Origin of the sequence: Microbacterium sp. Yaish 1, assembly GCF_002245215.1 — a bacterium.
In the GTDB taxonomy this organism is placed as follows: domain Bacteria; phylum Actinomycetota; class Actinomycetes; order Actinomycetales; family Microbacteriaceae; genus Microbacterium.
Map to the genome: position 1 here is coordinate 1078297 of NZ_NPMR01000001.1, position 26838 is coordinate 1105134.

Below are 26838 nucleotides of genomic sequence, written 5' to 3' on the forward strand. Positions count from 1 at the left end.
GAAGTCAAACGTTGCAGGGGGTGACACCCTCGGCTAGCGGGAGGGTGTCGCCTGGACGCCGGCATGGCTCCGGGCCGAGAAGAACGCTCGAGCAGACGCCGAGCCCAAGAGGAGCAGAAGCACCGCAAACGCCGACACCACGAACGCAGGAGTCACGAACCGCACTACATCGGGCGAGGTGAACCAGGTCACGATCCCGAAGACCACTGACAGCGCCTGTGAAGCGACCACGATGCGGAACACTCGTCGGCTGCCTGAGCTGATCTTCGCCGCGTAGATACCGCAGACCACGACCAGCAGGGCGTGGAACGACACTGTGCGCACCAACTCCAGCAGGACCAGTTTCGAGACATCCGAGGAGCTCAGAGCTTGCTGTGTGCCACCGATCTGCTCCGCTAGGACTCCCTGCAGCAGAACCACAACGACGATCGCCACGCCGTGAGCCGCGGCGATGACCGCCAGCAGCACGCGAGCGACACGAACCTGCAGAGGCATCCTGATCTCCCATCGTTAACCGATTGGATAACAAACTAACCAGCTGGTTTGTCAATGTCAACGAGGCCCTGCGAACGAACATCAACGGGGCAACGCCCAAAAGCGAACGACCGTTCATAAGACATCGAACGAACGGTCCGCTGAAGACGGCGCGTTGCCTCTCCTGACTCGTGTCAGCGATCTATGTGACGAGAGCAGCGTTCGCGTTGGACAGTGCGCATGGTCACGATCGGGTACGCGCGCGTCTCGACGCGAGATCAGAACCCTGACGGTCAGACCGACGCGCTCGAAGCGGGCGTCGAGGTCCTGGAGCGTTTCGATCAGGATGCGTTCACTGCCGGCGAGGCGATCGACCGGAGCACTTCGAGGGCGCCCCGGTCCTCAGGTAGTGTGCCGTGCCGAAGACGGTACCGCCGAGGTTCCGGCCCGAATCAGTTTCGACACGGGGTTTCGGCGGGTGCATCGTCGGGGTGTCGCGCACTCGGCCGTCGATGTCGACGAGCCCGCCGGAAACGATCGATTCCGGCACGTCGACCCGAGCCGGCACAGCTGCACGTACCAGGGCAGACCACGTTAGGGAAGGGAGTCCGTCAAGGAGCGAGGGGCCAGGGACGATGGAGGTGAGCGGTTGGTATTGAGGTGTGATGATGGTCGAAGCGGGTCATGAGGAGCTAGCAGAGCGGGTTTCCAGGTCCCTGCAGGCGTTGACGATTGCCGAGGACTCGGCTCGCGCCCGGGTGTGCGAAACGCTCAAGGTCGGTGTGAGGGACTTCGCCGCGCTGCGACTTCTGCTTCGCGCGCATCGAGACGGTGCGGCGATGTCGCCTAAGGACATCTCCCAGGGTCTTGCGATCTCGTCTGCGAGCACGACCGCGCTGCTGGACCGTTTGGAGAAGGGCGGTCACCTTCACCGCGTCCCTCACCCGGCCGATCGCAGGCGAGTGTTCATTGAGCTCAGCGACAAGACGGTCCGCTCGCTGTCTGCGACGGTGGATGAGGAGTCCTCCCGCGTCTCCCGCGCAATCGCCGACCTACCTGCCACCACCGCAGAGGGCATCATCGAATTCCTCGACCGGCTACACGCACCCTCGATCGGCTGAGTCGCGTCGCGCCCGTACTCGCGGGCACCGAGGCAGCAGTCAATCAGCGGCTTTCTACTGAGAGAGCTCCCGATCTAGCCGGTCCAGCAGCAGCTCGAGTGCGATCTCGAACTCTTCCTTGCTGCGGTCCTCGCTCAGGAGCGGCCTCAGGCGCAGCACTTCGGGGGCACTGTCGAGCGAGAGTTGCCCGTCCTTGTTCGGCACGTCAGCGTCGCCTTCATCCAACGCGATGTCGGCGGGGCTGAACTGCGCACCGCGAACGGTTGTTTCCAGCAGCAGCTGCCCCAGAAGGAAGCTACTGAACGCCCGGTACGCGCTGACGGCCTGGGCGTCAGTAAACCCCTGAGCGATGAGGGTGCTGAGGAACGTGTCGACGACCTCCACGCTTCGCAGCGGCGGCCGCAGCCACGGTGCTGCGGGGTGCCGGGTGGCGATCAGCGGGAACGCGCGGGGGTGTTCGACGGCGATCCCGCGCACAGCGTGGGCGACGTTTTGGAGGAACGTCTGCCAATGCTCGCTAGCTTCTTCTCGCATCGTCTCGGTCAGACCCCCCATCAACGATGCGACGACGCCTTCGAGCAGGTCTTCCTTACCGTGCACGTGCCGGTACAGCGCCATCGCCTCAACACCCAACCGCTGGCCGAGCGTGCGCATCGAGAGCGCTGACGGGCCGGATTGGTCGACGATGACCAGCGCGGCCTCGACGATCACGTCGCGGCCGAGCTTGGGTGGTGGTGAAAGGTCGGACTGCTTGCTCATATGAAGCCTCCACTTCGATCCTCCCCCTTCTGAGCAGATCTGTGTGCACGAGAGACGAACCGGGTCTATGTTTACACCGTAAGCTAATCCGCCGAGCTGGTTCTGCACACCGGCTCGGTAAGAGTCCGCCCACCGGCGCGGACCGGGATCAATGCCTCCGCTTCAACCCTTTGGCCTGAGAGACTGAAACCGCCGCAGATGCCCTTCCACAGCAAGCAGACCCTGGAGCACTGGGTCGCAGAGTTCGTCGACTCCCGAGGCGCAGGTGACCTCATCCGCGTCGCAGTCCAGGATGGATCCGGCGGAGACGACACCGGGCTGGTCATCGTGCCGCTTGAGAACGCACCGAACTCGGTGTGGATCGAACCCCGGGATACGGGGGATGAGCTCAACTGGCTCATCACTATCGAACCGACCGACGAGGCGCTGGAGCTGACGAGCTTCGAGCTGAACGCGCTCACTCACGAGCTGCAGGTCGCCGCCGAGCTATGCGCGTTTCTTCAAGAGAAGTCTCTCGGCCACTATGAGCCTCAAGCCGAGGCGGGCAACGAGAGCACGACTCCGGGCCACAGCGCGGCGGATGAACGATGATCAAACCGCAGCTGGGCCACGCATCGACAACCGGTGAGGCGATAATGAGCGCTGTACATCCCGGGAGGACGTCTCGCTGCGGTGATCTGGAGGAGCGCATGCCGTTTCGGACGAAGGAAACCCTGGAGGCCTGGCTGGCGGAGTTCGCCGAGCTCGGTTACCCCGTCAGCGACCGGCTGCGGGTCATGGCGCAGGACGGCACAGACGGTCACGACACGGGCCTCATCGGCCTGGACCTGCTCAACGCCGGAACCGTCACGTACCTGCAGCCCGAGCCCATCGGATCGACCCGCTGGGCAGTGACGTTCGAGGCGCGGGAGCAGGAGGTCAAGCTCGACGCCGGCCGCGCGCTCGAGCTGTCAACCGAACTAGCGATGGTCTCGGCGCTGTGCACGTTCCTGCAGACGAAGTCCGCCGCCTTCATCGCCAACCGCACGACTGCCAGCCAGCTACCCCAGCCGTGAGCTTCGCAACACGCGACGCGATAGGTCCACCGAAAACGTTGGTCACAACCAGGTATCGATCCACGTTTCTGGCAGCGCTTCCGAGCGTCTCCGCGCGGTGGGACCGATAACGATCAATTTCGGCCGGTTGTGGGAACCTCCAAAAACGGGGTCCAGCAGTCTCGCTGCTACGGTGACCCCTTGTGCAACCACTCGAAGCTGAGCAGCAGGTCATCGACGTAGCCGAAGAACTCGCAACGACCCTCGGTGAGAACCCGAATCACACGGTCGCCGCGGCCGTCATGGATATCGACGGTCGGGTGCACAAAGCGGTGAACGTCTACCACTTCAACGGCGGCCCCTGTGCGGAGCTCGTTGCCCTCGGCGTGGCCGCGACAGCGGGAGCGACACAACTTCTCACGATCGCTGCTGCCGGCGATCGGGGACGAGGGCTGATACCGCCCTGCGGGCGCTGCCGGCAAGTGCTTCTCGATCAGCACCCCGACATTCTGGTGGCGGTTCCCGGCGAGGAAGGACCCCTGATGCGCCCTATCCGCAAGCTCCTGCCCGACACCTACTTCTTTCCGGACGCACCCACCGGCCGCGTGATGCGCTTTAATCGCCGCTATTACGAGGCGGTGCTGTCGGGGCAAAAGACGTCGACGATCCGGTGGGATGAGACCCACCACGTAGGTGCCGCGACTTTCGTCTTCGAGGGGCATCCCGAGTTCGCGCACCTCGACGGATCAATCACTGCGATCGAGTCGACCACGCTCAGCGAGCTGGATCCCGAGTATGCCGCCGGCCTGCGGGGCCACTACCCCGCGATGCCCGCGGACGCTGAGCTGTTGCGGGTCCACTTCCAGGTCCAGCGAGCCGAGTAGCGGCCAGGGCCGCTAGCGCACCCACCAAAACCCCCGTCCAAAACCACTTCGACCCAGAACCATGTTTTGAGACGGTCCCGGGTTTCGGTGGGCTCTCACGGCACATGAGGCGGCTGTGCCGCAAACGATCGTTATCGGCGCGGAGCGCAGGGACGCCAACAGTCAGGCGCCTCCTACTATTGCTGGATGACCATGCTCCGACAAGCCGCGCCTGAGGACGATCGTGCGCTCGCCGAGATCTCGTTTGAGTGCTGGGCTGAGTCGAACGACCCCGGCGACCTCTGGGCACAGGACCGTCCGTTCTTCGGACCGCCTACGGATGCACGAGTGGAAGACGTGATCGTGGCATCGAGCGATGGTCGGCCAGTCGGCTATGTCCGAACGCTTCACAGGCCGAGCGAGTACGGCGACTGGTACATCGCCGGCCTCGGGGTTTCGCCGGCTTCTCGATCGATAGGGGTAGGCCGCAGCCTCGTTCAAGCTGCCCTCGAGAAGGCTGCGATCGGAGGCGGCGCTCGCGTATGGCTCAAGGTTCTCTCGACGAACGAACCAGGGCTACGTCTCTACCTGTCGCTCGGCTTCGCAGAAGCAGCGCGATTCTCGGGGGTTTTGAGCAGCCGGCCGGGCGTGGATGACCTTCGACTGAGCATCACGCTGCCGCCGGCGCCGTAAAAGATCCTCTACGGCCGCTCTCGCGCGATAGATCGGACGAGAGTGTGAGCTGGACGCTCCTCGCGGTGCGGTGATCACACGTCCTTACCGCGTCTGAGCGAGCCGACCACAAGTGCTGCCGCTCCTCCCAGGATGATGCACATGCCGAGCATCATCCCCAGCACATCCTGCGGAAGTGCCGCGCAACCCGCAGGCACGTCGTCCTCGGGACATATACGCCACGGTTGAAGCGCGAACACGATGGCCAGCACCACGCCGACGAGGACGGTCACCGCACCGACGGCGACGTTCCTGGAGATGCGATTCGTTTGGTGTGAGCGAACCATCGTCAGTCTTCTCCTCTCGGTGCGTGGATCCCTCGTGGAGGCCCGCGCTCAGGCGCCCGCGAGCCAGGCCCGGTAGGCCTCGAACGAGTACGGGCGACCGAGGAAGTCGGCGACGAGATCGGCTGCGTCGCGGCTGCCGCCCGGCTCGAGGATGCGCTCGCGATAGCGGGTCGCGACGGACGGGTCCATGAGGTCGTCGCCGAACGCCGAGAGCAGATCGCGGGCGATGACGAGGCTCCACTGGTACGTGTAGTAGCAGGCGCCGTATCCGGTGAGGTGCCCGAAGCCGGCATACGTGTGCCCGTTCGGCAGCGGGTGCACCGGCGACGCGGCGCGGTACCAGCCCTCGACGGCGGCCTGCAGATCGCTCGGCCGCTCGACGTGCAGACCGTACGAGACGTTGGCGTGCCCGAGCTGACGGGTCACCTCGAGCGCTCGACCGAAGGCATCGGCCACCCGCATCCGCTCGACCAGGTCGGCCGGGATCGGCTCACCGTCGGCATTGCGCGCGAACGTCGCCAGCACACCGGCATCCCAGGCCCACTCCTCGAGCAGCTGGCTCGGCGCCTCGACGAAGTCCCACTCGGTCTCGATGCCGCTGAAGTCGGCCCACACGGCGTCGGCGCCCCCGAGGATGCCGTGGACGAGGTGCCCGAACTCGTGGAAGAACGTCACGACCTGGTCATGTTCGAGCAGGCCCCGCGAGAAGTTGCAGAGCAGCACGCCCTCGGGAAGCGAGCGGCCCGCGATGCCGGGCGCGAGGTTGAAGCACGCCGCGTGGTTGTACTTGCCCTCGCGTGGGTGGAGGTCGAGGTGGATGCGGCCGAGCCGGCGCTCGCCGCGCACGACGTCGTAGCTGCGGACGTCCGCGTGCCAGGCGCCGACCTCGACGGGCACGTACGACACGTCGAGCAGCCGCGCCGTGACGTCGAGCACGCCCGCCAGGACGTTGTCGAACGCGAAGTACGCGCGCACCGCCTGCGCATCGACGGCGTACTCCTCGCGCTTGAGCGCGCTGAGGAGGTACCAGAGGTCGGCCGAGGTGACCGCGTCGGCATCGGGCTCGTCGACGCGCAGCCGCGCGAGCAGCCGGTCGTACTCCGCCGCGGCGGCCTCGCGAGTGGCTGCATCGATGTCGGCGAGGAACGATCGGATGGCGGCGCTCGAGCCGATCATGCGCGTCTCGGTCTCGTAATCGGCCCAGTCGCCGTAGCCCAGCAGCTCCGCGCGCTCGGCGCGCACCGTGAGCAGCTCGGCGAGGACGGGATCGTTGTCGGGCCAGGCCAGGTCGTTGTAGACCGACAGCAGTGCCGTGCGGGTCGACCGGCGCACCGCGAACTCGCGGACCGGCATGAGGTCGGTGTACTCCGTCGTGAGGGTGACGAGGCCGTCGTCATCGACCGGGTGGGCGTCGATGAAGTCCTGCGGCAGCCCCTCGAGCGCGTCGGCGGGGAGCTTCAGCTCGCGGCGTCCGTCGCGGATGTTGCGCGAGAACTGCAGCGAGAGCTCGGTGTCGCGCTCGGCGAGCGCCCGCAGCCGTTCGCGGGTCGCCTCGTCGCGGTCGACGCCGCCCCGGCGGAAGTCGCGCTGGATGTGGGCGAGCAGGCGGCGGGCGGCGGCATCCAGCCCGTCGGTCGCGAGGCCGTCGAAGACGGCGAAGAGAGCGGGATCGAGCGCCCGCTGCGAGAGGAGCGCGTCGATGGCCTGCACGCGCGCCTCGGACGCGGCCCGCACGTCGGCGTCGGGGTGCGACTCACTCAGCAGGGATGCCTCGGACGCCGCCTCGGCGATCGCGATCGACGCCTCGTTCCACAGCTGCAGGCGTGCCAGCGGCGACAGGTCGCGCCCCGCGATCAGCTGCGCGTCGATCTCGCGGACGCGGGCGATGCGGGCATCCGGGCGCTCGGCGGCGAACGCGAGCCATCCGGCGTGGTCGGCGGGGAAGGCGAGGGGCTGCGGATCGGTCATGCCCCGAGCCTACGCAGGACGCGCCTCAGCGGAGCGCGCCCACCGAGGCGAGCGCGAGCCGGATGAGCGTGCCGCGACCACCTTCCATCTCGGCCGCGAGCGCGTCGGACGCCGCCTCGGCGGGGTCGAGCCACGTGACCTCGAGCGCGTCCTGACGCGGCTCGCAGGTGCCCGTGACCGGCACGACGAAGGCGAGGGATACCGCGTGCTGGCGGTCGTCGTGGAACGGGCTGACCCCGGGGATCGGGAAGTACTCGGCGACCGTGAAGGGCGTGGGCGACGCGGGCAGGAGCGGGAAGGCCATGGGGCCGAGGTCGTTCTCGACGTGACGGAACAGCGCATCGCGGATCGTCTCGCCGTAGCGCACGCGGCCCGAGACGATCGTGCGCGTCATCTCCCCGACCGGTGTGGCACGGAGCAGGATGCCGACCTGGGTGACAGCGCCGAGCCCGTCGGTGCGCACCGGCACGGCCTCGACGTAGAGCATCGGCAGCCGGCGGCGCGCTTCGGTGAGCTCGACGTCGCTGAGCCAGGCCGGGTTCGTGGCTCCGCCGCCCGGGGCCCCGCGCAGCGGGTCGGCCGGGAGCGACGACTCGCCGCGCTCGTCGGGATCGGGATCGGGGGTGCGCACGGCCATGCCTCATGTATACCAATGACCCTCGGCGGTGTCGGAGGAGGCTGGCAGGATGGTCGCATGTCGTCGGTCCCGGCTCTCGATCCCGCCGCCGTCCGCTGGTCGGCCGCTCCGGCCGAGCGCGCCGGGCGCCCGCTGCTGGTCATGATGCACGGCTACGGCTCGGACGAGAACGATCTGTTCGCCCTCGCACCGCACCTGCCCGCCGAGTACGTCGTGGCAGCGGTGCGCGCCCCGCTCACCCCGCCGTTCCCGACACCGGGATGGTCGTGGTACCCGATCGAGGGCCTGAACGGCCGCGATCCGCAGGCCGCGACGGCCGCCGCCCGTGCGCTGACCGAGTGGATCGACGCGGAGCGGGGAGATGCGGCATCCGTCGGGCTGCTCGGCTTCTCGCAGGGCGGGGTCATGGCGCTCGAGGCCCTTCGGGTGCGCCCGCACGACTACGCCTTCGCCGTGAACCTCTCGGGGTACGCCAACCCGGCCGACCTCGACACCGACGCCGAGCTCGCCGAACGGCGCCCGCCCGTGTTCTGGGGCCGCGGCGCCCTCGACGACGTCATCCCGCCCGCGCTCGTCGCGCACACGGCGCAGTGGCTGCCCAGCCGGGTCGACCTGAGCGGGCGCGTCTACCCCGACCTCGGCCATGCCGTCTCGGCGGAAGAGCTGCGGGATGTCGCGACATTCCTGCACAAGCAGCTCCCGTCGGCGTAGACTGCCCGGGCCCCTGTCCCGAGTGTGAGGAACGACCGTTGATCGGTTTCGACGCGACCGCGCTGTGATCCCGCGCTGATCCGTCGACCCCTCGGGCGTCCGACCTGGCCAGCGCACCTTTCGATTTCCGCGCTGGCCGCCGGACCGTTCCGCCCCGGTCGGGGTGTCTTCGGTGTCGGTCGTGCCCGCGCCCGACGACATCCGAGGAGGCAGTCATGCCCCATTCCGCACCCGCGGTCGTCCTCGACCGCATCACCCTCATCCATCCCGACGGCACCCCCGCCGTGCGTGAGATCTCCGGAACCTTCGGCACCGGGCGTACCGGCCTCGTCGGTCGCAACGGCTCGGGCAAGACCACGCTGCTGCGGCTGATCTCGGGCGAGCTCGCGCCGACCTCCGGCTCGGTCATCACGTCCGGACGGGTCGAGCTGCTGCCGCAGCGCCTGACCCTCGACGTCGACCGGCGGGTCGCCGACCTGCTCGGGGTCGCTCCCGTCGTCGACGCCGTACGCGCCGTCGAGTCGGGCGACGTCGACCCCCGCCACTTCGACACGATCGGCGACGACTGGGATGCCGAGGCCCGAGCGGTCGCCGCGCTCACCGCCGCCGGCCTCCCGCCGGGAGCGCTCGACCGCCGCGTCGGAGAGCTCTCCGGCGGTGAGGCGGTTCTCGCGGCACTCGTGGGCGTGAGACTGCGCGGAGCCGAGATCGCGCTGCTCGACGAGCCGACGAACAACCTCGATCGCGACGCCCGCGAGCGGGTCGGCGAGCTCGTGCGCGGGTGGCGAGGTGCGCTCATCGTCGTCAGCCACGACACGACGCTGCTCGAGCTCATGGACGACACCGCCGAGCTCTACGGCGGGGCTCTCGACACGTTCGGCGGACCGTACTCGGAATGGCGCGCGTGGCGGGACGCCGAGCAGGCGGCGGCTCGTCAGGCCGAGACCACCGCGGCCGCAGCCCTCCGGCGTGAGCGGCGAGACCGGGTCGAGACCGAGACGAAGCTCGCCCGGCGGGCGGCGATGGGGGCCAAAGCGCAGCGTGAGAAGCGCGTGCCCGGGATCATCTCCGGCAACCGGGCATCGGCCGCGCAGGTGTCGGCCGGTCGCGCGCGCGGCGAGGCGTCCGAGCGGCAAGCGGCCGCTCAGGCGGCGCTCGATGCGGCGGGGCGTCGGGTCCGCGACGACGACACCGTCCGGATCGACCTGCCCGATCCCGGCGTCGCGGCGGGCCGGCGCATCGCGACGATCGGCGACGGCGAGCGCTCGTGGGTCGTCCAGGGGCCCGAGCGGGTGGCCCTGGTCGGGCCCAACGGTGCGGGAAAGACGACGCTGCTCGAGGTGTTGGTGCGGTCGGCGGGCATTAACTCCTCAGAATCCGGCGCTGCGGCATCCATTCGTCCCCTCAGCCCGCCGAACAGGCCGGAAGTGAGGAGTTACGGCACGGCCGCCGCGCACACCGACCGCGTGGGGTACCTGTCGCAGCGCGTCGACGGGCTGCGGGATGACGCGATGGTGCTCGAGAGCGTGCGCGAGGCGGCGCCCGGCTCGACCGACGTCGAGCTGCGGAACCGACTCGCGCGATTCCTGCTGCGCGGCGACACCGTGCTGCGCCCGGTCGCGGCCCTGTCGGGCGGGGAGCGGTTCCGGCTGACCCTCGCCCGCGAGCTGCTCGCGGATCCTCCGCCGCAGCTGCTCGTGCTCGACGAGCCGACGAACAACCTCGACCTCGACACGGTCGATCAGCTCGTCGAGGCCCTCGCCGCCTACCGCGGCGCCGTGCTGGTGGTCAGCCACGACGACGGTTTCCTCGCCCGGCTCGCGCCCTCCCTGACCCTCGAGCTGCGCGACGGCCGGCTGAGCGAGGTGCCGGCCGTGTCCTGAGCCGGGGTGCCTGCGGGATGCCGGGTGCTGGGCGGGGCTGGCACGGCGATGCCGCGGGCGCAAGGCCGCGCCGATGTCGGAGGTCCGCGCGAAGATGAAGGCATGGCCGATGTGCTCGCCCGATTCTCCGCGCCCACCGCGGACTGGTTCCGTGGCGCGTTCTCGAAGCCGACCTCGGCGCAGGCCGGCGCGTGGGAGGCCATCTCCGCCGGCAAGCACGCCCTCGTGGTCGCCCCGACCGGGTCGGGCAAGACGCTCTCGGCGTTCCTGTGGGCGATCGACCGCATCTTCCGCGACAAGGCGACGGCCGGCCCCGTCGACGACAAGCCGGCGAAACGCCGGAAAGCGGATGCCGCGCCGGCGGACACCCGGGTGCTCTACATCTCGCCGTTGAAGGCGCTCGGCGTCGACGTCGAGCGCAACCTGCGCTCCCCCCTCGTCGGCATCGGGCAGTCGGCGCGCCGGCTCGGGCAGTCAGTGCCGGAAGTGACCGTCGGCGTGCGTTCGGGCGACACCTCCTCGGCGGATCGGCGCGCCCTCGTCGCCCGACCACCCGACATCCTCATCACGACGCCCGAGTCGCTGTATCTCATGCTCACGTCACAGGCGGCCGAGACGCTGCGCGGCGTGCACACCGTCATCGTCGACGAGGTGCACGCGGTGGCGGCGACGAAGCGCGGGGCCCACCTGGCCGTCAGCCTCGAGCGCCTCGACGCGCTGCTCGAGAAGCCCGCGCAGCGTATCGGTCTCTCGGCCACCGTGCGTCCGATCGACGAGGTGGCGCGCTTCCTCGGCGGCGCGGCCCCCGTCGAGATCGTCGCACCGAAGGCGTCGAAGGCGTTCGACCTCAACGTCGTCGTGCCGATCCCCGACATGCTGCATCCCCCGGCCCCGCCCGGCGCCGAGGATGCGGTCGCCGCCAGCGCTCCGGGCAGCCGCGACGACGATGACGACGGCGAAGACGACGATGGCGCCTGGTACCGCGCACCGCAGGCGACGGAGGTCACGGGGTCGGTCTGGCCCCACGTCGAGGAGGCGATCGTGGACCGCATCCTGCAGCACCGCTCGACGATCGTGTTCTCGAACTCGCGCCGGCTCGCCGAGCGTCTGACGGGACGCCTCAACGAGATCTACACCGAGCGCCTCGGCGGCGATCTCCCCGAGCCCACGGTCCCTGCGGGCGTCATGGCGCAGGCCGGGGCCTCCGCCGGCGCCGAGCCGGTGCTCGCGAAGGCGCACCACGGCTCGGTGTCGAAGGAGCAGCGCGCTCAGGTCGAGGACGAGCTGAAGTCGGGCGTGCTCCGCTGCGTCGTGGCGACCTCGAGCCTCGAGCTCGGCATCGACATGGGTGCGGTCGACCTCGTCATCCAGGTCGAGGCGCCGCCGTCGGCGGCATCCGGACTCCAGCGCGTCGGACGCGCCGGCCACCAGGTCGGCGAGGTCAGCCGCGCGGCGCTGTTCCCCAAGCACCGCGGCGACGTGCTGCACACCGCGGTCGTGACCGAGCGGATGCTGGCGGGCAAGATCGAGGCGATCGCGGTGCCGCAGAACCCCCTCGACATCCTCGCCCAGCAGACCATCGCCGCGTGCGCGACCGGAACGATCGAGGTCGAGGCCTGGTTCGAGACGGTGCGGCGCAGCGCCCCCTTCCGCACGCTCCCCCGCTCCGCGTACGAGGCGACGCTCGATCTGCTCGCGGGCCGCTTCCCCTCCGACGAGTTCGCCGAGCTGCGCCCGCGGCTGGTGTGGGACCGCGATCAGGGCACGCTCACGGGGCGACCCGGAGCGCAGCGCATCGCGGTCACGAGCGGCGGCACGATCCCCGACCGCGGCCTCTTCGGCGTCTTCGTCGCCGGAGAGAGCCGCAACGCCCGCGTCGGCGAGCTCGACGAGGAGATGGTCTACGAGTCGCGCGTCAACGACGTCTTCACGCTCGGCACGACGAGCTGGCGCATCGTCGAGATCACCCACGACCGGGTGAACGTCGTGCCCGCGTTCGGTCAGCCGGGCAAGCTCCCCTTCTGGCACGGCGACGGCCTGGGGCGTCCCGCCGAGCTCGGCGAAGCGCTCGGGAAGTTCAGCCGCGAGGTGTCGGCCGCCGGACCCGAGAAGGCGACCGAGCGGCTGCGCGAATCGGGTCTCGACGACTACGCGATCGAGAACCTCCTGGCCCACCTCGCCGAACAGCGCGAGGCGACCGGCAGTCTGCCCACCGACCGCACCCTCACCGTCGAGCGATCCCGCGACGAGGTCGGCGACTGGCGCGTCATCCTGCATTCCCCGTACGGCATGCACGTTCATGCTCCGTGGGCACTGGCCGTCAACGCGCGTATCCGCGAGCGTCTGGGCGTCGAGGGCGCGGCCGTCGCGAGCGACGACGGCATCATCGCGCGGGTACCGGATGCCGCGGCCGAGCCGCCCGGCGCCGACCTCTTCGTCTTCGACGCCGACGAGCTCGAACAGATCGTCACGGACGAGGTCGGCGGATCGGCGCTGTTCGCCTCGCGCTTCCGCGAGTGCGCGGCGCGGGCCCTGCTGCTGCCGAGGCTCAACCCCAACAAGCGCGCGCCGCTGTGGCAGCAGCGGCAGCGGTCGGCGCAGCTGCTCGAGGTCGCGCGGCGGCATCCGTCGTTCCCGATCATCCTCGAGACGCTCCGCGAAGTGCTGCAGGACGTCTACGACCTGCCGGCGCTCCTCCGCATCACCCGCAGCATCGCCGACCGCCGCATCCGTCTGGTCGAGACGACGACGTCGCAGCCGTCCCCTTACGCCCGCGACCTGCTGTTCGGCTACGTCGGCGCGTTCATGTACGAGGGCGATTCGCCGCTCGCCGAACGCCGCGCCGCGGCCCTGTCCGTCGATCCGGCCCTGCTGTCCGAGCTGCTGGGCAAAGTCGAGATGCGCGAGCTGCTCGACCCCGAGGTGATCGCGCAGTTCGAGCGCGAGGCGCAGCGCCTCGACCCCGGCCGACGCGCGCGCGGGGTAGAAGGCGTCGCGGACCTGCTCCGCCTGCTCGGGCCGCTCAACGCGGAGGAGGTCGCGGCCCGGCTCGAAGAGCGCGCCGGCACGGGTGCACGGGAGGAGATCGGCACAGCGGAGGACGCGAGTGCCGCGCCCGCTCCTCCGGACGGCGAATCTCCTCCCGCACACCGCGTCGCCGCGGCCGCCGACCTGCTGCAACAGCTCGTGACCGCCCGCCGCGCGATCCCGGTCACGATCGCGGGCGTGCCGCGGACCGCGGCGATCGAGGATGCCGGACGCCTGCGCGACGCGCTGGGTGCGGCTCTTCCCGTGGGGATCCCCACCGCGTTCCTCGAACCGGTCGTCGACCCGCTCGCCGACCTCGTCGCACGCCACGCCCGCACCCATGGGCCGTTCCGCACCGCGGACGTCGCGACGCGGCTCGGCATCGGTAACGCCGTCGCGCGTCAGACACTGCAGCGGCTCGAGTCGCAGGGGCGCATGGCGAGCGGCTACTTCCTGCCCGAGACGTCCGGCAGTGAGGCCGACGACCTCGAATGGTGCGACTCCGAGGTGCTGCGCCGGCTGCGGATGCGGTCGCTCGCGGCGATCCGGGGCAGCGTCGAGCCCGTGTCGCCCGAGGCGTTCGCGCGGTTCCTGCCCGTGTGGCAGCACGTCACCCGACCGCTCGAGGGCGTCGACGGCGTCGCCGCCGTGATCGAGCAGCTCGCCGGTGTGCCGATTCCCGCGAGCGCCTGGGAGTCACTCGTCCTGCCCTCGCGCGTGCGCGACTACGCGCCCGGGATGCTCGACGAGCTGACCGCGACGGGCGAGGTGGTCTGGTCGGGGCACGGCACCCTGCCCGGGCGCGACGGCTGGATCGCGCTGCACCCCGCCGATATGGCGCCCCTCACCCTCGCGCTGGCCGACGCCGACTCCGAGGCCGACGAGTCCGCGACCGCGGGCGACCTCGACGTCCGCATTCTCGAGGCTCTCGCCGTCGGCGGCGGCTGGTTCGCGGGGCAGCTCGTTGCCGCGATCGGTGCCCCCAACGAGCAGAGCGTGCTCGACGCACTCTGGCGTCTCGCGTGGGCCGGCCGGCTGACCAACGACACGTTCACGCCCGTCCGCTCCCTCTTGTCGGGTGGATCTCAGGCTCACCGCAGCGCCCGTCGCACGCCGCGTTCCCGCCTCTACCGCGGCATGCCGCTGGCTCGACCCAGCACACCCGCCGCGCCACGCCCGTCGACGCTCGGCGGGCGGTGGTCGCTGCTGCCCGCCGTCGAGCCGGACCCGTCGCTCCGCGTCACGGCCTCGGCGGGGCTTCTGCTCGACCGCTACGGCGTCGTCACCCGGGGCAGCGTTCAGTCCGAGGGTGTTCCCGGCGGTTTCGCGCAGGTCTATCGCGTTCTCGCGGGCTTCGAAGAGGCGGGCCACTGCCGGCGCGGGTACGTCATCGAGACGCTCGGAGCGGCGCAGTTCGCGGCGTCCGTCACCGTCGACCGCCTGCGGGAGTTCGCGGCGCTCCCCGATCCGCCGCCCCGCCGCGCGGTGACGCTCGCGGCGACCGACCCCGCCAATCCGTACGGCGCGGCGCTCGGCTGGCCCGCGCTCGAAGGCGTCTCGCACCGGCCGGGCCGGAAGGCCGGTGGAGTCGTGGTGCTCGTCGACGGGGCCCTGGTGCTCTATCTCGAGCGGGGCGGGCGCTCGGCGCTCGCCTTCACCGACGACGAGGAGGTGCTCACGGCCGCGGCGGCCGACCTCGTGAGAACGGCTCAGGCACGCCGCCTCGACACCCTCACCGTCGAGCAGGTCAACGGCGAGTTCGTCTACAACACGCCGACCGGCCGGGCGCTGCGCGCGGGTGGTTTCGTCGAGTCGTCACGCGGCCTCACGCTGCGTCGGCTGACGGCGGGCTCGCGGGCGGCGATGTCGGGAAGCGGCGAGCGTGCCTGAGGGCGACACGGTCTTCCGCGCCGCACGGAAGCTCGGCGAGGCGCTCGTCGGGCAGGAGGTCACGCGGTTCGACATCCGGGTTCCCGGCAGCGCGACGGCGGATCTGCGCGGCGAGACCGTGTCGTCGTCGATAGCCCGCGGCAAGCATCTGCTGCTTCGCCTGGGGTCGTACAGCCTGCACTCGCACCTCAAGATGGAGGGCCGCTGGCACGTCTACCGGCACGGTGAGCGCTGGCGAGCGCCCGCCTTCCAGGCCCGCGCGATCGTCGGAACGCGCGATCGGGATGCCGTCGGCTTCGAGCTCGCGATGGTCGAAGTCCTCCCCACCGCCGAGGAGGACCGTCTCGTCGGCCACCTCGGGCCCGACCTGCTCGGCCCCGACTGGGATCTGGCCGAAGCGGCGCGCCGCGTGGGCGCGGACGAGCGCGCCGCCCACGTCGCCCTGCTCGACCAGCGGAACGTCGCCGGCTTCGGCAACGTCTACGCGAACGAGCTGCTCTTCGTGCGCGGCATCCTGCCCACGACCCCCGCCACCGAGATCGACGCCGCCTCGGTGCTCGAGACCGGCTACCGGATGATCCACGCGAATCGCGATCGCGCGGCGCGCACCTTCACCGGCAACGACCGGCCGGGGCAGCGGATGTGGGTCTACGGCCGCGAGAACAAGCCGTGCCGCCGGTGCGGGACGCTGATCCGCGCCGGCGAGATCGGGGCGCTGCCCACGAGCGAGCGCAACATCTTCTGGTGCCCGCGCTGCCAGACCTGACGCGCTGCCCGAGCTGAAGCGCGCTCAGCGGCCGATGTACCGACCGGGGCGGTGGTTCAGCACGAGCACGACGCTCAGCACGACCGCGCCGGCGGCGCTGAGCAGCACGGCGGGCCACGGCAGCACCAGGAGCGCGGACGCGATGATCACGACGTCGAAGATCATCTGGGTCCATCCGGCGCTGAAGCCCATGCGCTCCTGCAGCACGAGGGCGATGATGTTGACCCCGCCGAGGCTCGAACGATGGCGGAACAGGATGAGCAGCCCGACGCCGGCGAGCAGGTTGCCGCCGAGCGTGCCGTAGATGGGTTCGATGCTGGCGAACTGCAGCAGGTGCTGGTGGACGAAGGTGAACGCCGACACCAGGCCGATCGACACGAAGGTGCGGATCGTGAACGACAGCCCCTTCTTCCACAGCGCCAGCGCAGCGAACGGCGCGTTCACGACCGCGAACAGCACGGGGAACGACCATCCCGTCGCGTACCCGAGGAGCAGCGCGAGGCCGGCGGTGCCGCCGGTGACCGAGCCGGACGACTGCAGCAGGTACAGCCCGAGGGATGCCACGAACGTGCCGGTCACGATCCCGAGCAGATCCTCCGCGCGGGTGTGGCGCGTCAGCGCGGCCTCGAAGACGAGCGAGGGTCCGGTCGACGGTGCACGAGAAGGCTCCACCCGCCCATCCTCGCAAACGGGGCCGCCTGCGGGGGTCACCGCGGCGAGAGCCGGGCATGTTATCGCGCCGAGGTCACCTCGCACACCCCTTCGACCTCGGCAGCCGGACACCGCACGCTTGTTCCAGCAAACCGGTCGACCCGCCGCTCCGAATGATTCTCGGGAATGAAAACGCGGATCGCGGGGTTGTTTCCAGTACTCAGTACCGGAACCGGAACTGTCGGAGGGGATCGTGGGCAAGAACTACATCGACATCGAGAACGACCGCGGAGAGACGCTGCGTTACCGCAAGCACGCGAACGGTCGGGGCTTGATCGCGAACGGGGCCAAGGTGCACCCGACAGCGCTCGTCGAAGCAGGCGCCTACGTCGAACCCGGAGTCCAGGTCGCGGCGGGCGTTCACATCGGCCGGGGCGTGTGGATCGAGCGCGAAGCCGTCATCGGCCCGAACGTCGAGATCGCGCCGCACGCGCACGTCGGCTCCGGCGCCGCCATCGGTCCGCGGGCGAAGATCGGCATCCGTGCCTTCATCGGAGCGCACGCGCACGTCGCCGGTGGCTCGCTCATCGGCGACGACGAGAACATCGCCGACGGCGAGCACGTGGCCACCGACCAGCGCGGGCTCCGTCTGGCCGCGTGACCGACCAGCGGTAGGCGCCGCACCGTCGACGATCGTCGGGCCCCGCAGCGCGCGGGCCCGACGATCGCGTCTGCCCCGGGATACGCTTCAGACATGACACCCGGACGCTCCTCGGGCCGCCCCGCGCGTAGCGGCGGCCGAGGCGGCGGTGCCCCCGGGCGCCGCGGCGGCCCGGCATCCGGGCAGCGACCCGTCGCACGCAAGGCGGACCGCACCTCGGCAAGCCGGCGCGAGACGGATGCCGCTGCGCCGGACCTCAGCGCGCTCGGCGCCTTCCGTCTCGGCGCCGCACCCGGCGCCACGCCCGGCAAGTGGATCGACGTGTGGAAGCAGCGGATGCCGGGCAACCCGCTCGACCTCGTCACCGTCGGATTCGGCGATCAGGCCGCGGCCCTCGCGGGCGGCGACGTCGACGCGGCGCTCGTGCGGCTGCCGATCGACCGCTCCGGGTTGAGCATCATCCCGCTCTACGACGAGATCACGGTCGCCGTGTGCAGCGTCGACTCCACGCTCACCGCCGCCGACGAGCTGATCCTCGCCGATCTCGCGGGAGAGGTCGTGATGGTGCCCGGCGACGACGCGCTGGGCCTCGCGGTGCCGGGCGCCGTCGCTCCGGCCTTCGCCCGGCTGGCGACGACCGAGGATGCGGTCGCGACGGCGGCGACGGGTGCCGGCATCGTGCTCGTGCCCATGTCGCTCGCGCGGCTGCACCATCGCAAGGATGCGACCTACCGCCCCGTGGTCGATGCTCCCACCTCGACCGTCGCGCTCGCCTGGCGGGCCGAGGCCACTACCCCGCTCGTCGAGACGTTCATCGGCATCGTCCGAGGCCGCACCGCGAACTCGTCGCGCTGACGCGCGCCACGCGCCCGCGCGCCGCGCCGCCTCGCGCGCCGCGGATCACGCCCCGTGCAGCCGCCGCGCACCGTCGGGGATCGCTCCGGGCACGGGCGTGCGCGACAGGAGGGCGGCGGCGTCGATCGGATCGTCCGTGGCGGCGGCATCCGGATCCGTCTCGAGGTCGACGACCACGGGAACCGGCAGGCGCATCGCCGCGCGAGCGTCCCGCGCCCGCGCCTGCACCCCGACCGCGTCGGCCGGCCGGCGCACCCGCCAGCCCCGGGCCGCGGCGACGGCGTCGAGCCGGCCGAGCGTCGCGAGGAGTTCGGCGGGGTCGGTGATGATCACGCGGGCGGTCATCGGGCCATTGTCCTCCGCTCGTCACGGAAGGTCATCCCCGCCGGCTCGGTTCGGTGCGGACCATAGACTTTCGGCATGGCCCCGCTCGTGTACGTCTGCGTGCGCCCGCAGCAGGCGGCCGCGGAGGCGGAGTACGCCTCGTTCCGCACCGCCATGGGCCTCGACGAGTCCGGGCTCGAGCGCGTCGACCTGACGCGCGATTCACTGCCCGACGACGCGTTCGACCGCTGGCGCGGTTTCGTCGTCGGCGGCAGTCCGTTCAACGCCACCGACGATCCGGCGGCGAAGCCGGAGGGACAGCTGCGGTTGGAGGCCGACCTCGCGCGCATCGCCGAGGCGGCGGCATCCGGGCGGACGGCGGCGCTGTTCACCTGCTTCGGCATCGGCGTGGCCACCACCCGCCTCGGCGGCACGATCTCACGCGACTACCCCGAGGACACCGGGCCGACGAACGTGACCCTGACGGACGCCGGTCGCGCCGACCCCCTGCTCGGTTCCCTCAGCCCGACCTTCACCGCGCTCACCGCGCACAAGGAGTGCACCGAGACGCTGCCCGCCGGAGCCGTGCTGCTCGCCACGAACGGCGACTGCCCGGTGCAGGCCTACCGGGTGGGTGACCGCCTGTATGCGACGCAGTTCCACCCCGAGCCGACACCGCAGGACTTCACCGAGCGCATGACGGTGTACCGCAACGACGGCTACTTCGACGCGGCAGACTACGACCGCGTCGCGGCCCGTGTGCTCGCGGCGCCCGTGACCGAGCCGAGCCGCTTCCTCGCCGCCTTCGCCGCCACGTTCTGACGCCGAGCGCGATACAACCTTCGGATCGGCGGTGCGGATGTGGCCTCCGACGGCGATCGAGGCGACACCAGCACCACAGGTCCGACGGATGTATCGGCGCGGCCGGTCAGGCGGTGCGGGGGCGCCGCAGGATGCCGCGGTGCTCGCGGCCGTTGGAGCGCCAGGCCGTGACCGCTGCGGCGGCGACGACCACGACGATGACCGCGACGGCGGCGACGGCGACCGGCGTGGAGTGGGGCTGATCGGTCGTACGGGCGATCGCGATCCACGCCAGACCCCACGACAGCGCGATGATCGGCGACGGGCGCCCGCGCGAGAATGCGGCGATTCCGACGCCGACGGCGGCGACGACCACGAGCACGGCCACACCCCACACGTCGGCTTGCATGCCCCACGACTCGGGCACGGTCCGGCTGAGCCAGGCGGTGACGTTGGCGACCGTGGCCAGCGACACCCACCCGAGGTGCAGGCCCACCGTGGCGTCCATGAGCAGCCGGTCGCCGACCGACTGCGGCCGCGAGCGCACGAGGAGGCGGAACGTCCACCCGAGCGCGGCGAGCAGCGCCACGATCGCGACGACGGTGAGCGGCAGCGTCGTGAACTGCGCCGCGAGCAGCCATCCGCCGTTGAGGACGGCGGTCAGCGCGATCCACCATCCCACGAGCCGCTGCCGGTCGCGCGAACGCTGCGACGGCAGCGCCTGCCAGATCGTGTAGCCGATCATGAACAGGTAGATGACCGACCAGATGCTGAACGCCTGCGTCCCCGGCGCGAGGACGGTCGAGTCGGCGTCGAGCGCGCCGCCCTGCAGCTCGCGCACGTTCGTCCCGCCGAACAGCCCCGTTCCGACCATCGCGGCGATGATCATGAAGACGACGGCCGAGATGACGACGATCTGCCGGACGAGGTCGGACGACGTCTGCGGGGGCCGGGCGGCGTGGTGCGCTGTGGTGCTCATTCCCCCACGGTAGATCGGGCGCCGCGCCGGGTCATCCGCTTGACAGACCCGGCCCCACGATGACGGCCGAGTTCGGCTCGACGACGAGCAGACCGTCGACGATCCGGCTCGGCAGCGTCTCGAGCCAGACCCGGTCACCGCCCAGTTCGACCCGCCACGGCTCGGTCGACAGGTTGGCGAGTACGCGTGCGCGTCCGCGCTGCAGGTCGTAGAGCCGGCCGCCCTCACCCTCGGTCGCTCCGGCGCCGCGCGCCGTGAACCGGGGGTCGGTCAGGTCGGGCACCGAGCGGCGCAGCCGGCCCAGCTCGCGGTACAGCGCCAGCAGGCGGGCGTGATCGCCCTCGTCGGTTTCGGTCCAGTCGAGCTTCGACCGCAGGAAGGTCGCCGGATCGTTGGGGTCGGGCACGAGGTCCTCGTCCCAGCCCATCTCGGCGAACTCCTGCTTGCGGCCCGCGGCCGTCGCCTCGGCGAGCTCGGGCTCGGGGTGCGAAGTGAAGAACTGCCACGGCGTGGACGCACCCCACTCCTCGCCCATGAACAGCATCGGGGTTCCCGGCGCCGTCAGCGTCAGGACGGCCGCGACAGCGAGCCGGTCGGCGTCGAGCGTCGCCGAGAGTCGGTCGCCGGCCGCACGGTTGCCGATCTGGTCGTGATCCTGCGCGAACGTCACGAGACGCCACGACGGCGACTCGGGCGGAATGGGATGCCCGTGATCGCGGCCCCGGAACGACGAGTAGGTGCCGTCGTGGAAGAACCCTGTGTTCCAGGTCTTCGGCACGGCATCGAGCGCGTCGAAGTCGGCGTAGTACCCCACGGTTTCGCCCGTGAGCGCGACGTGCACCGAGTGGTGCCAGTCGTCCGACCACTGCGCCGTCATCCCGTGACCGCCGGCCTCGCGCGGCAGGATCATGACGGGATCGTTCATGTCGCTCTCGGCGATGAGCGTCAGCGGGCGCCCGAGGTGCGTGCTGAGCGCGTCGACCCGTTCGGAGATCTCGCCGAGGATGTGCAGCGGGCTGTCGTCGTCGTGCAACGCGTGCACGGCGTCGAGGCGCAGTCCGTCGACGTGGAAGTCGCGCAACCACATCTCGGCGTTGCCGATGATGTACTCGCGAACGGCGGCCTCATCGAGGTTGACGCTGTCGCCCCAGGTGTTGCGGCGGCCGTCGCGAAGATAGGGGCCGTACTCGGGCAGGTAGTTCCCGGAGGGCCCGAGGTGGTTGTAGACGACGTCCTGGATGACGGCGAGACCGGCCGCGTGCGCGGCATCCACGAACCGTCGGTAAGCCTCCGGCCCGCCGTAGCTCTCCTGCACGGCGTACCAGAGGACCCCGTCGTAGCCCCAGTTATGGGTGCCGTTGAACGCGTTCACCGGAAGCAGCTCGATGTGGGTCACGCCGAGCTCGACGAGATGATCGAGCCGGGCGATGGCGGCATCGAGCGTGCCGGCGCTCGTGAAGGTGCCGATGTGCAGCTCGTAGATGATGCCGCCGGCGAGCGGCCGCCCCGTCCAGGTCTGATCGGTCCAGGCGAACGACGACGGGTCGTCGACCGCCGACAGACCGTGCACGCCGTCGGGCTGCCGACGCGAGCGCGGGTCGGGGCGCACATCGTCGCCCTCGCCGAGGACGAAGCCGTAGCGGTCGCCGGGCGCGAGGTCGACGTCGGCCGACCACCAGCCGTCCGCCGAGCGGGAGAGCTCGACATCGGCGGCATCCGGTCGGCGGAGCCGCACCCGCTCGGGCCGCGGCGCCCATACCTCGATCATGCGTTCTCCTCTTCGGCGGTGGGACGTTCGGCGGTGGGACGTTCGGCGGTGGGACGTTCGGCGGCCAGCAGAGCCACCGGGTACGTGTCGAGCAGGTCGGCCAGGCGCACGGCGCCGCCGCCCCAGGTGCGGCCGGTCAGCTGGTCGGTGTGGCGCCCCGGCGGAACCATCACGACCGTGTCGCCCCATCCGCCGCGCGCGGCGAGTCCGACGGGCAGGCGCGTCGCGACGGTCACGGCACCGCCCCGGTCGAAGGCCACGGCGTGGTCTGCGGCGGGGCCGACGACGGGCAGCGGCGCGTATCGCGTGAACAGCTCGGGCCGATCGCGACGCAGGCGGAGCGCCCGCGACACGACGAGGAGCTTCGCCGCACCGGAGTCGTCGATCTCGGGGTGCCACCCGCCGTCGAGCTTCGCGAGCAGCTCGCGGCGCTCGGCGAAATCGACGTCGCGACGGTTGTCGGGGTCGACGAGCGAGAGATCCCACAGCTCGGTGCCCTGATAGACGTCGGGCACTCCGGGGGCGGTCAGCTGCAGCAGCTTGGCGGCGAGCGAGTTCGATCGTCCGGGCGCCGTCAGCTCGTCGACGACCTCCTCGACCACCGCGCGGGCCTCGCCCGAGGTCGCGGCATCCACCAGCGCGGAGATGCGCGCTTCGGCATCCTCATCGGGGTCCGTCCACGAGGTGACGATGCCGCCCTCGCGCGAAGCCTTCTCGGCGTAGTCGCGCAGCCGCTCGGGCGACGCGGGCCACGCTCCGACGATGGCCTGCCAGAGCAGGTCGTCGAGGCGGCCGTCGCCGGTCGAGGCGATCGCCCGCAGGCGTCCGAGAGCGTCGGACCAACGCTCGGGCAGTTCGGCGATGACCGACAGCCGGGCGCGGACGTCCTCGCTGCGCTTGGTGTCGTGGGTGCTCAGCGCCGTGAGCGCCTGCGGCCACATCGCCTGGCGGTGGGCCTGCGCGCGGTGGAAGCCGGCGACGTCGAGCGAGAAGACGCCCGGGTCGCCGCCCACCTCGGTGAGCGTGCCGAGGCGCGGGTACCGGTAGAACGCGCTGTCTTCGACGCCCTTGGCCATGACCGGCCCGGTCGTCTGACCGAAGCGGCGGCTCAGCTCGGTGTCGCCCGCCGTCACCAGCGGGGCGAGGGCCGCGATCGCGTCGGCGAGATCGGGACGGGATGCGGATGCCGCGGCCACCGCCTCGGCGACGAGATCGTCGCCCACCGGCGGATAGACGCGGTACACCGAGAAGCTCGTCAGGAGCTCGGCGAACGCGTCGCGGGCGACATCCGCGCCCAGCTCTTCGCGCACATCGGTCGGCAGGCAGCGCACGAGACGCGCGACCTCGGCGGCCTGCAGCGTGTCGGCGACGGCCCGCTTGGCCTCGCGCACGATCTCGTCGTACGACGCCGGAGCATCCGCCGACCGGAGCGACGCGTCGAGCTCGTCGAGCCGGCTCTCGCCGGCGGGATCGATGAGCACACGGTCGATCTCGGCCATCGCGTCGTACCCGGTCGTGCCGGCGGTCGCCCACCATGACGGCAGCTGCTCGGCGTGGTCCGTGGCGGCGTGCTCGAGGATCTTCTCGACCACGACGTACGCCCCGCCGGTCGCCGCGGCGAGCTGATCGAGGTATCCGCCCGGATCGGCGAGGCCGTCGGGGTGGTCGATGCGCAGACCGTCGGCGAGGCCTTCGCGCAGCCAGCGCAGGATCTCGACGTGGCTCGCCTCGAAGACCTCCGGGACGTCGACGCGCACTCCGGCCAGCGTGTTCACGGCGAAGAAGCGCCGGTAGTTCAGCTCGGTCGCGTCGTCGCGCCAGAACGCGGCGCGCCAGTGCTGAGCGGCGAGGACGGCATCCACGGTGGCGGGGTCGGTCGTCGCGGCCGCGGGTGCTGTCCCGTCGGCGAGCGGCAGCACGTGGTCGTAGTAGCGGGCGACGCCCTCGGCGCCGTTCGCCTCACCGGCGGTCACCGGCGCGACCTCGATCTCACCGGCGGCGACGGCTTCGCGGAGCGTCGAGCCGAGGATCGGCAGGCCGACCTTGCCCCCGCCGTGCTCCCAGTCGATGTCGAACGCCTCGGCGTGGGCCGACCCGCGACCGTGTCGGAGGACATCCCACCACCAGGGGTTCTCAGCGGGGACCGCGACGCCCTGATGGTTCGGCACGATGTCGACGAGCACGCCGAGTCCGGCATCCCGGGCGGCGGCCGAGAAGCGCGCGAGCCCCTCGGCGCCGCCGCGGCGGGGGTCGACGATCGTCGGGTCGACGACGTCGTAGCCGTGATCCGACCCCTCCGCCGCTGCGAGCAGCGGAGAGAGGTAGGCCCAGTCGACGCCGAGGTCTCGGAGGTAGTCCGTGATCTCGGCGGCGGCCGCGAGGTCGAACGCCGGACGGATCTGCAGCCGGTAGGTCGAGATCGGAGCGGTCATCGGCCCGTGACCTCGGGGGTCGGCGCTTCGGCGGGGACGATGTCGATCGGCGTCGTGTACGCCGCGAGCGACGCGGCCACCGAGTGGTCGGTCTCGGGCTCGGGCTCGGTGTACTCGCCCAGGACGACGAGCGACTTGGCCCGGACCTGCAGCGCGTTGCCACCCTCCAGGGGCTCGGTGCCGACGAGCTCGCCGCTCGTGTCGACGAGGACCTCCCACCGGTCGGCGTACTGGTCGGAGGGGACCGTGAACTCGACCTCATCGTCACCGGCGTTGAAGAGCACGAAGAAGTGGTCGTCCGAGATGTCCTCGCCGCGACGATCGCGCTCGCGGATGCCGTCGCCGTTGAGGAAGACGCCGACCGCCCGCCCGAAGCCGGAGTCCCAGTCCTCGGGCTGCATCGCCGTGCCGTCGGGGCGCAGCCACATGATGTCGGGCACCGGGGCGCCCTCTTCGCGCCGAACGGGACGCCCGTCGAAGAACCGGCTGCGGCGGAACGTGGGGTGCTGGCGGCGCAGCCGAGCCAGAGCCGCCGTGAACTCGATGAGCGGCTGGTCGACCTGGTCCCAGTGGATCCAGGTCAGCTCGTTGTCCTGCGCGTAGCCGTTGTTGTTGCCCTGCTGGGTGCGGCCCAGCTCGTCGCCGTGGCAGATCATCGGCACACCCTGGCTGAGGAGCAGCGTCGCGAGGAAGTTCCGCTGCTGGCGGGCGCGCATCGTCAGCACGTGCGGGTCGTCGGTGGGTCCCTCGACGCCCATGTTGTACGAGCGGTTGTGCGACTCGCCGTCGTTGCCGTCCTCGCCGTTGGCGTCGTTGTGCTTCTCGTTGTACGACACGAGGTCGCGCAGCGTGAAGCCGTCGTGGGCCGTGACGAAGTTGATGGATGCCACGGGCCAGCGGCCGTCGTGCTCGTAGAGATCGGCCGAGCCGGTGAGGCGCGAGGCGAACTCGCCGAGGGTCGAGGCCTCGCCGCGCCAGAAGTCGCGGACCGTGTCGCGGTACTTGCCGTTCCACTCCGTCCACTGCGGCGGGAAGTTGCCGACCTGGTAGCCGCCGGGGCCGATGTCCCACGGCTCGGCGATGAGCTTGACCTGCGAGACGATCGGGTCCTGTTGCACGAGCTCGAAGAAGGCCGACAGTCGGTCGACGTCGTAGAACTCGCGCGCGAGGGTCGCCGCGAGGTCGAAGCGGAAGCCGTCGACGTGCATCTCGGTCACCCAGTAGCGCAGCGAGTCCATGATCAGCTGCAGCGCGTGCGGGTTGCCGACGTTGAGGCTGTTCCCGGTGCCGGTGTAGTCGGTGTAGTAGCGCTTGTCGTCGTCCTCGAGGCGGTAGTAGGCCTCGTTGTCGATGCCGCGCATCGAGAGGGTCGGGCCCATGTGGTTGCCCTCGGCGGTGTGGTTGTAGACGACGTCGAGGATGACCTCGATGCCGGCGGCGTGCAGCGCCTTGACCATCGCCTTGAACTCCTGCACCTGCTGGCCGTGGTCGCCCGTGGCCGAGTAGGTGTTCTGGGGCGCGAAGAACGCGATCGTGTTGTAGCCCCAGTAGTTCGACAGCCCCTTCTCCTGCAGCGTGGAGTCGTTGACGAACTGGTGCACCGGCATCAGCTCGATCGCCGTGATGCCGATCTTCTTGAGGTGGTCGATCACGGCGGGGTGTGCGAGGCCGGCGTAGGTCCCGCGGATGTCTTCGGGGATGTCGGGGTGCAGCTGCGTCAGGCCCTTGACGTGCGCCTCGTAGATGACGCTCTCGGCGTACGGGATCTTCGGCTGACGGTCGCCTGCCCAGTCGAAGAACGGGTTGACGACGACGCCCTTCATCATGTGGGCGGCCGAATCCTCGTCGTTGAACGAGTCCGGCTCGCCGAAGTTGTAGCCGAACACCGGCTGTCCCCAGTCGATCTGACCCTCGACGGCCTTGGCGTACGGGTCGAGCAGCAGCTTGCTCGGGTTGAACCGCTTGCCGTCGGCCGGGTCGTTCGGTCCGTGCACGCGGTATCCGTAGCGCTGGCCCGGCTGCACGTTCGGCAGATAGGCGTGCCACACGAAGGCGTCGACGTCGCGCAGCTCGACGCACGTCTCGGTGCCGTCCTCGTCGAAGAGGCACAGCTCCACCTTCTCGGCGCCTTCGCTGAAGAGGGCGAAGTTCGTTCCGTTCCCGTCGTAGGTCGCTCCGAGCGGATACGCGGAACCCGGCCATGCCTGCATGTGAT

Annotated in this window: 23 protein-coding genes; 12 read left to right on the top strand and 11 right to left on the bottom strand. The window is 70.6% G+C overall.

Translation table 11 applies throughout. The features are described 5' to 3' along the window. Positions 1-33 precede the first annotated feature (33 nt). Positions 34-495 carry a hypothetical protein gene (locus CI089_RS05095; protein ID WP_094260528.1) on the bottom strand — a complete coding sequence of 154 codons (462 nt, stop codon included), beginning with the start codon at positions 493-495 and terminating at the stop codon, positions 34-36. A 644-nt stretch (positions 496-1139) separates the two neighbouring features. Between CI089_RS05095 and CI089_RS05100 the strand changes: the two genes are divergently transcribed. After that, positions 1140-1595 (top strand): MarR family winged helix-turn-helix transcriptional regulator, encoded by a 456-nt coding sequence (locus CI089_RS05100; RefSeq protein ID WP_094260529.1) that lies wholly within the window; start codon positions 1140-1142, stop codon positions 1593-1595. A 54-nt stretch (positions 1596-1649) separates the two neighbouring features. On the opposite strand, the gene CI089_RS05105 is transcribed toward CI089_RS05100, so the two are convergent. Further along, positions 1650-2354 carry a TetR/AcrR family transcriptional regulator C-terminal domain-containing protein gene (locus CI089_RS05105; protein ID WP_094260530.1) on the bottom strand — a complete coding sequence of 235 codons (705 nt, stop codon included), beginning with the start codon at positions 2352-2354 and terminating at the stop codon, positions 1650-1652. Positions 2355-2552: 198 nt separating this feature from the next. Between CI089_RS05105 and CI089_RS05110 the strand changes: the two genes are divergently transcribed. The 4 genes from CI089_RS05110 (at position 2553) to CI089_RS05125 (ending at position 4944) form a co-directional block, all read left to right on the top strand. After that, entirely contained in the window at positions 2553-2945 is a 393-nt protein-coding gene (locus tag CI089_RS05110) for a hypothetical protein (protein ID WP_094260531.1), read from the top strand. A 98-nt stretch (positions 2946-3043) separates the two neighbouring features. Further along, complete coding sequence (locus tag CI089_RS05115) at positions 3044-3409, top strand: hypothetical protein (RefSeq protein ID WP_094260532.1); 366 nt, start codon at positions 3044-3046, stop codon at positions 3407-3409. 182 nt (positions 3410-3591) lie between these two features. Further along, entirely contained in the window at positions 3592-4272 is a 681-nt protein-coding gene (locus CI089_RS05120; RefSeq protein WP_143738898.1) for a hypothetical protein, read from the top strand. A 186-nt stretch (positions 4273-4458) separates the two neighbouring features. Next, on the top strand, positions 4459-4944 hold the full coding sequence (locus CI089_RS05125) for a GNAT family N-acetyltransferase (protein ID WP_094260533.1): 486 nt from the start codon (positions 4459-4461) through the stop codon (positions 4942-4944). Positions 4945-5018: 74 nt separating this feature from the next. Here CI089_RS05125 and CI089_RS16230 read toward each other — a convergent pair whose 3' ends face one another. From CI089_RS16230 to CI089_RS05135, 3 genes are read right to left on the bottom strand one after another with little or no spacing between them, the layout of a single operon-like run. Next, positions 5019-5270 carry a hypothetical protein gene (locus CI089_RS16230; RefSeq protein ID WP_143738900.1) on the bottom strand — a complete coding sequence of 84 codons (252 nt, stop codon included), beginning with the start codon at positions 5268-5270 and terminating at the stop codon, positions 5019-5021. A 48-nt stretch (positions 5271-5318) separates the two neighbouring features. Continuing rightward, positions 5319-7238, bottom strand: a complete 1920-nt coding sequence (locus CI089_RS05130; RefSeq protein WP_094260534.1) for a M3 family metallopeptidase — start codon at positions 7236-7238, stop codon at positions 5319-5321. A 25-nt stretch (positions 7239-7263) separates the two neighbouring features. Next, positions 7264-7875, bottom strand: coding sequence for an NUDIX hydrolase family protein (locus CI089_RS05135; RefSeq protein WP_094260535.1), 612 nt, complete (start codon positions 7873-7875; stop codon positions 7264-7266). A 57-nt stretch (positions 7876-7932) separates the two neighbouring features. On the opposite strand from CI089_RS05135, the gene CI089_RS05140 reads away from it, so the two are divergent. From CI089_RS05140 to CI089_RS05155, 4 genes are all read left to right on the top strand, one after another. Further along, complete coding sequence (locus CI089_RS05140; RefSeq protein ID WP_094260536.1) at positions 7933-8586, top strand: alpha/beta hydrolase; 654 nt, start codon at positions 7933-7935, stop codon at positions 8584-8586. Between the two features lie 215 nt (positions 8587-8801). Next, positions 8802-10469, top strand: a complete 1668-nt coding sequence (locus CI089_RS05145; protein ID WP_094260537.1) for an ABC-F family ATP-binding cassette domain-containing protein — start codon at positions 8802-8804, stop codon at positions 10467-10469. Between the two features lie 102 nt (positions 10470-10571). Beyond that, positions 10572-15386, top strand: coding sequence for an Lhr family ATP-dependent helicase (locus CI089_RS05150; protein WP_094260538.1), 4815 nt, complete (start codon positions 10572-10574; stop codon positions 15384-15386). Beyond that, the gene (locus tag CI089_RS05155) at positions 15379-16152 is read left to right on the top strand and encodes a DNA-formamidopyrimidine glycosylase family protein (RefSeq protein ID WP_094260539.1); all 774 of its coding nucleotides are present in this window, start codon (positions 15379-15381) and stop codon (positions 16150-16152) included. Before CI089_RS05150 ends, CI089_RS05155 begins: the two co-directional genes overlap by 8 nt. A 24-nt stretch (positions 16153-16176) precedes the next feature. Here the strand turns inward: CI089_RS05155 and CI089_RS05160 are convergent, their stop codons facing one another. Then, positions 16177-16824, bottom strand: coding sequence for a YitT family protein (locus CI089_RS05160; RefSeq protein ID WP_094260540.1), 648 nt, complete (start codon positions 16822-16824; stop codon positions 16177-16179). Between the two features lie 232 nt (positions 16825-17056). Between CI089_RS05160 and CI089_RS05165 the strand changes: the two genes are divergently transcribed. Beyond that, positions 17057-17464 carry a UDP-3-O-(3-hydroxymyristoyl)glucosamine N-acyltransferase gene (locus tag CI089_RS05165; protein WP_023953942.1) on the top strand — a complete coding sequence of 136 codons (408 nt, stop codon included), beginning with the start codon at positions 17057-17059 and terminating at the stop codon, positions 17462-17464. A gap of 93 nt (positions 17465-17557) precedes the next feature. Next, entirely contained in the window at positions 17558-18319 is a 762-nt protein-coding gene (locus CI089_RS05170; RefSeq protein WP_094260541.1) for a LysR substrate-binding domain-containing protein, read from the top strand. A gap of 45 nt (positions 18320-18364) precedes the next feature. Here the strand turns inward: CI089_RS05170 and CI089_RS05175 are convergent, their stop codons facing one another. Continuing rightward, positions 18365-18664, bottom strand: a complete 300-nt coding sequence (locus tag CI089_RS05175; protein ID WP_094260542.1) for a hypothetical protein — start codon at positions 18662-18664, stop codon at positions 18365-18367. A gap of 75 nt (positions 18665-18739) precedes the next feature. Here CI089_RS05175 and CI089_RS05180 point away from each other — a divergent pair, with 75 nt between their 5' ends. Continuing rightward, the gene (locus CI089_RS05180; RefSeq protein ID WP_094260543.1) at positions 18740-19465 is read left to right on the top strand and encodes a glutamine amidotransferase-related protein; all 726 of its coding nucleotides are present in this window, start codon (positions 18740-18742) and stop codon (positions 19463-19465) included. A 106-nt stretch (positions 19466-19571) separates the two neighbouring features. Here the strand turns inward: CI089_RS05180 and CI089_RS05185 are convergent, their stop codons facing one another. The 4 genes from CI089_RS05185 to glgX are packed head-to-tail and all read right to left on the bottom strand — an operon-like array spanning position 19572 to position 26833. Next, complete coding sequence (locus tag CI089_RS05185; RefSeq protein WP_094260544.1) at positions 19572-20423, bottom strand: tryptophan-rich sensory protein; 852 nt, start codon at positions 20421-20423, stop codon at positions 19572-19574. Positions 20424-20454: 31 nt separating this feature from the next. Next, on the bottom strand, positions 20455-22191 hold the full coding sequence (treZ, locus tag CI089_RS05190; RefSeq protein ID WP_094260545.1) for a malto-oligosyltrehalose trehalohydrolase: 1737 nt from the start codon (positions 22189-22191) through the stop codon (positions 20455-20457). After that, complete coding sequence (gene treY, locus CI089_RS05195) at positions 22188-24623, bottom strand: malto-oligosyltrehalose synthase (RefSeq protein ID WP_094260546.1); 2436 nt, start codon at positions 24621-24623, stop codon at positions 22188-22190. The genes treZ and treY overlap by 4 nt, the downstream gene beginning before the upstream one ends. Continuing rightward, positions 24620-26833 (bottom strand): glycogen debranching protein GlgX, encoded by a 2214-nt coding sequence (gene glgX / locus CI089_RS05200; protein ID WP_094260547.1) that lies wholly within the window; start codon positions 26831-26833, stop codon positions 24620-24622. Before glgX ends, treY begins: the two co-directional genes overlap by 4 nt. Between the last annotated feature and the right edge of the window lie 5 nt (positions 26834-26838).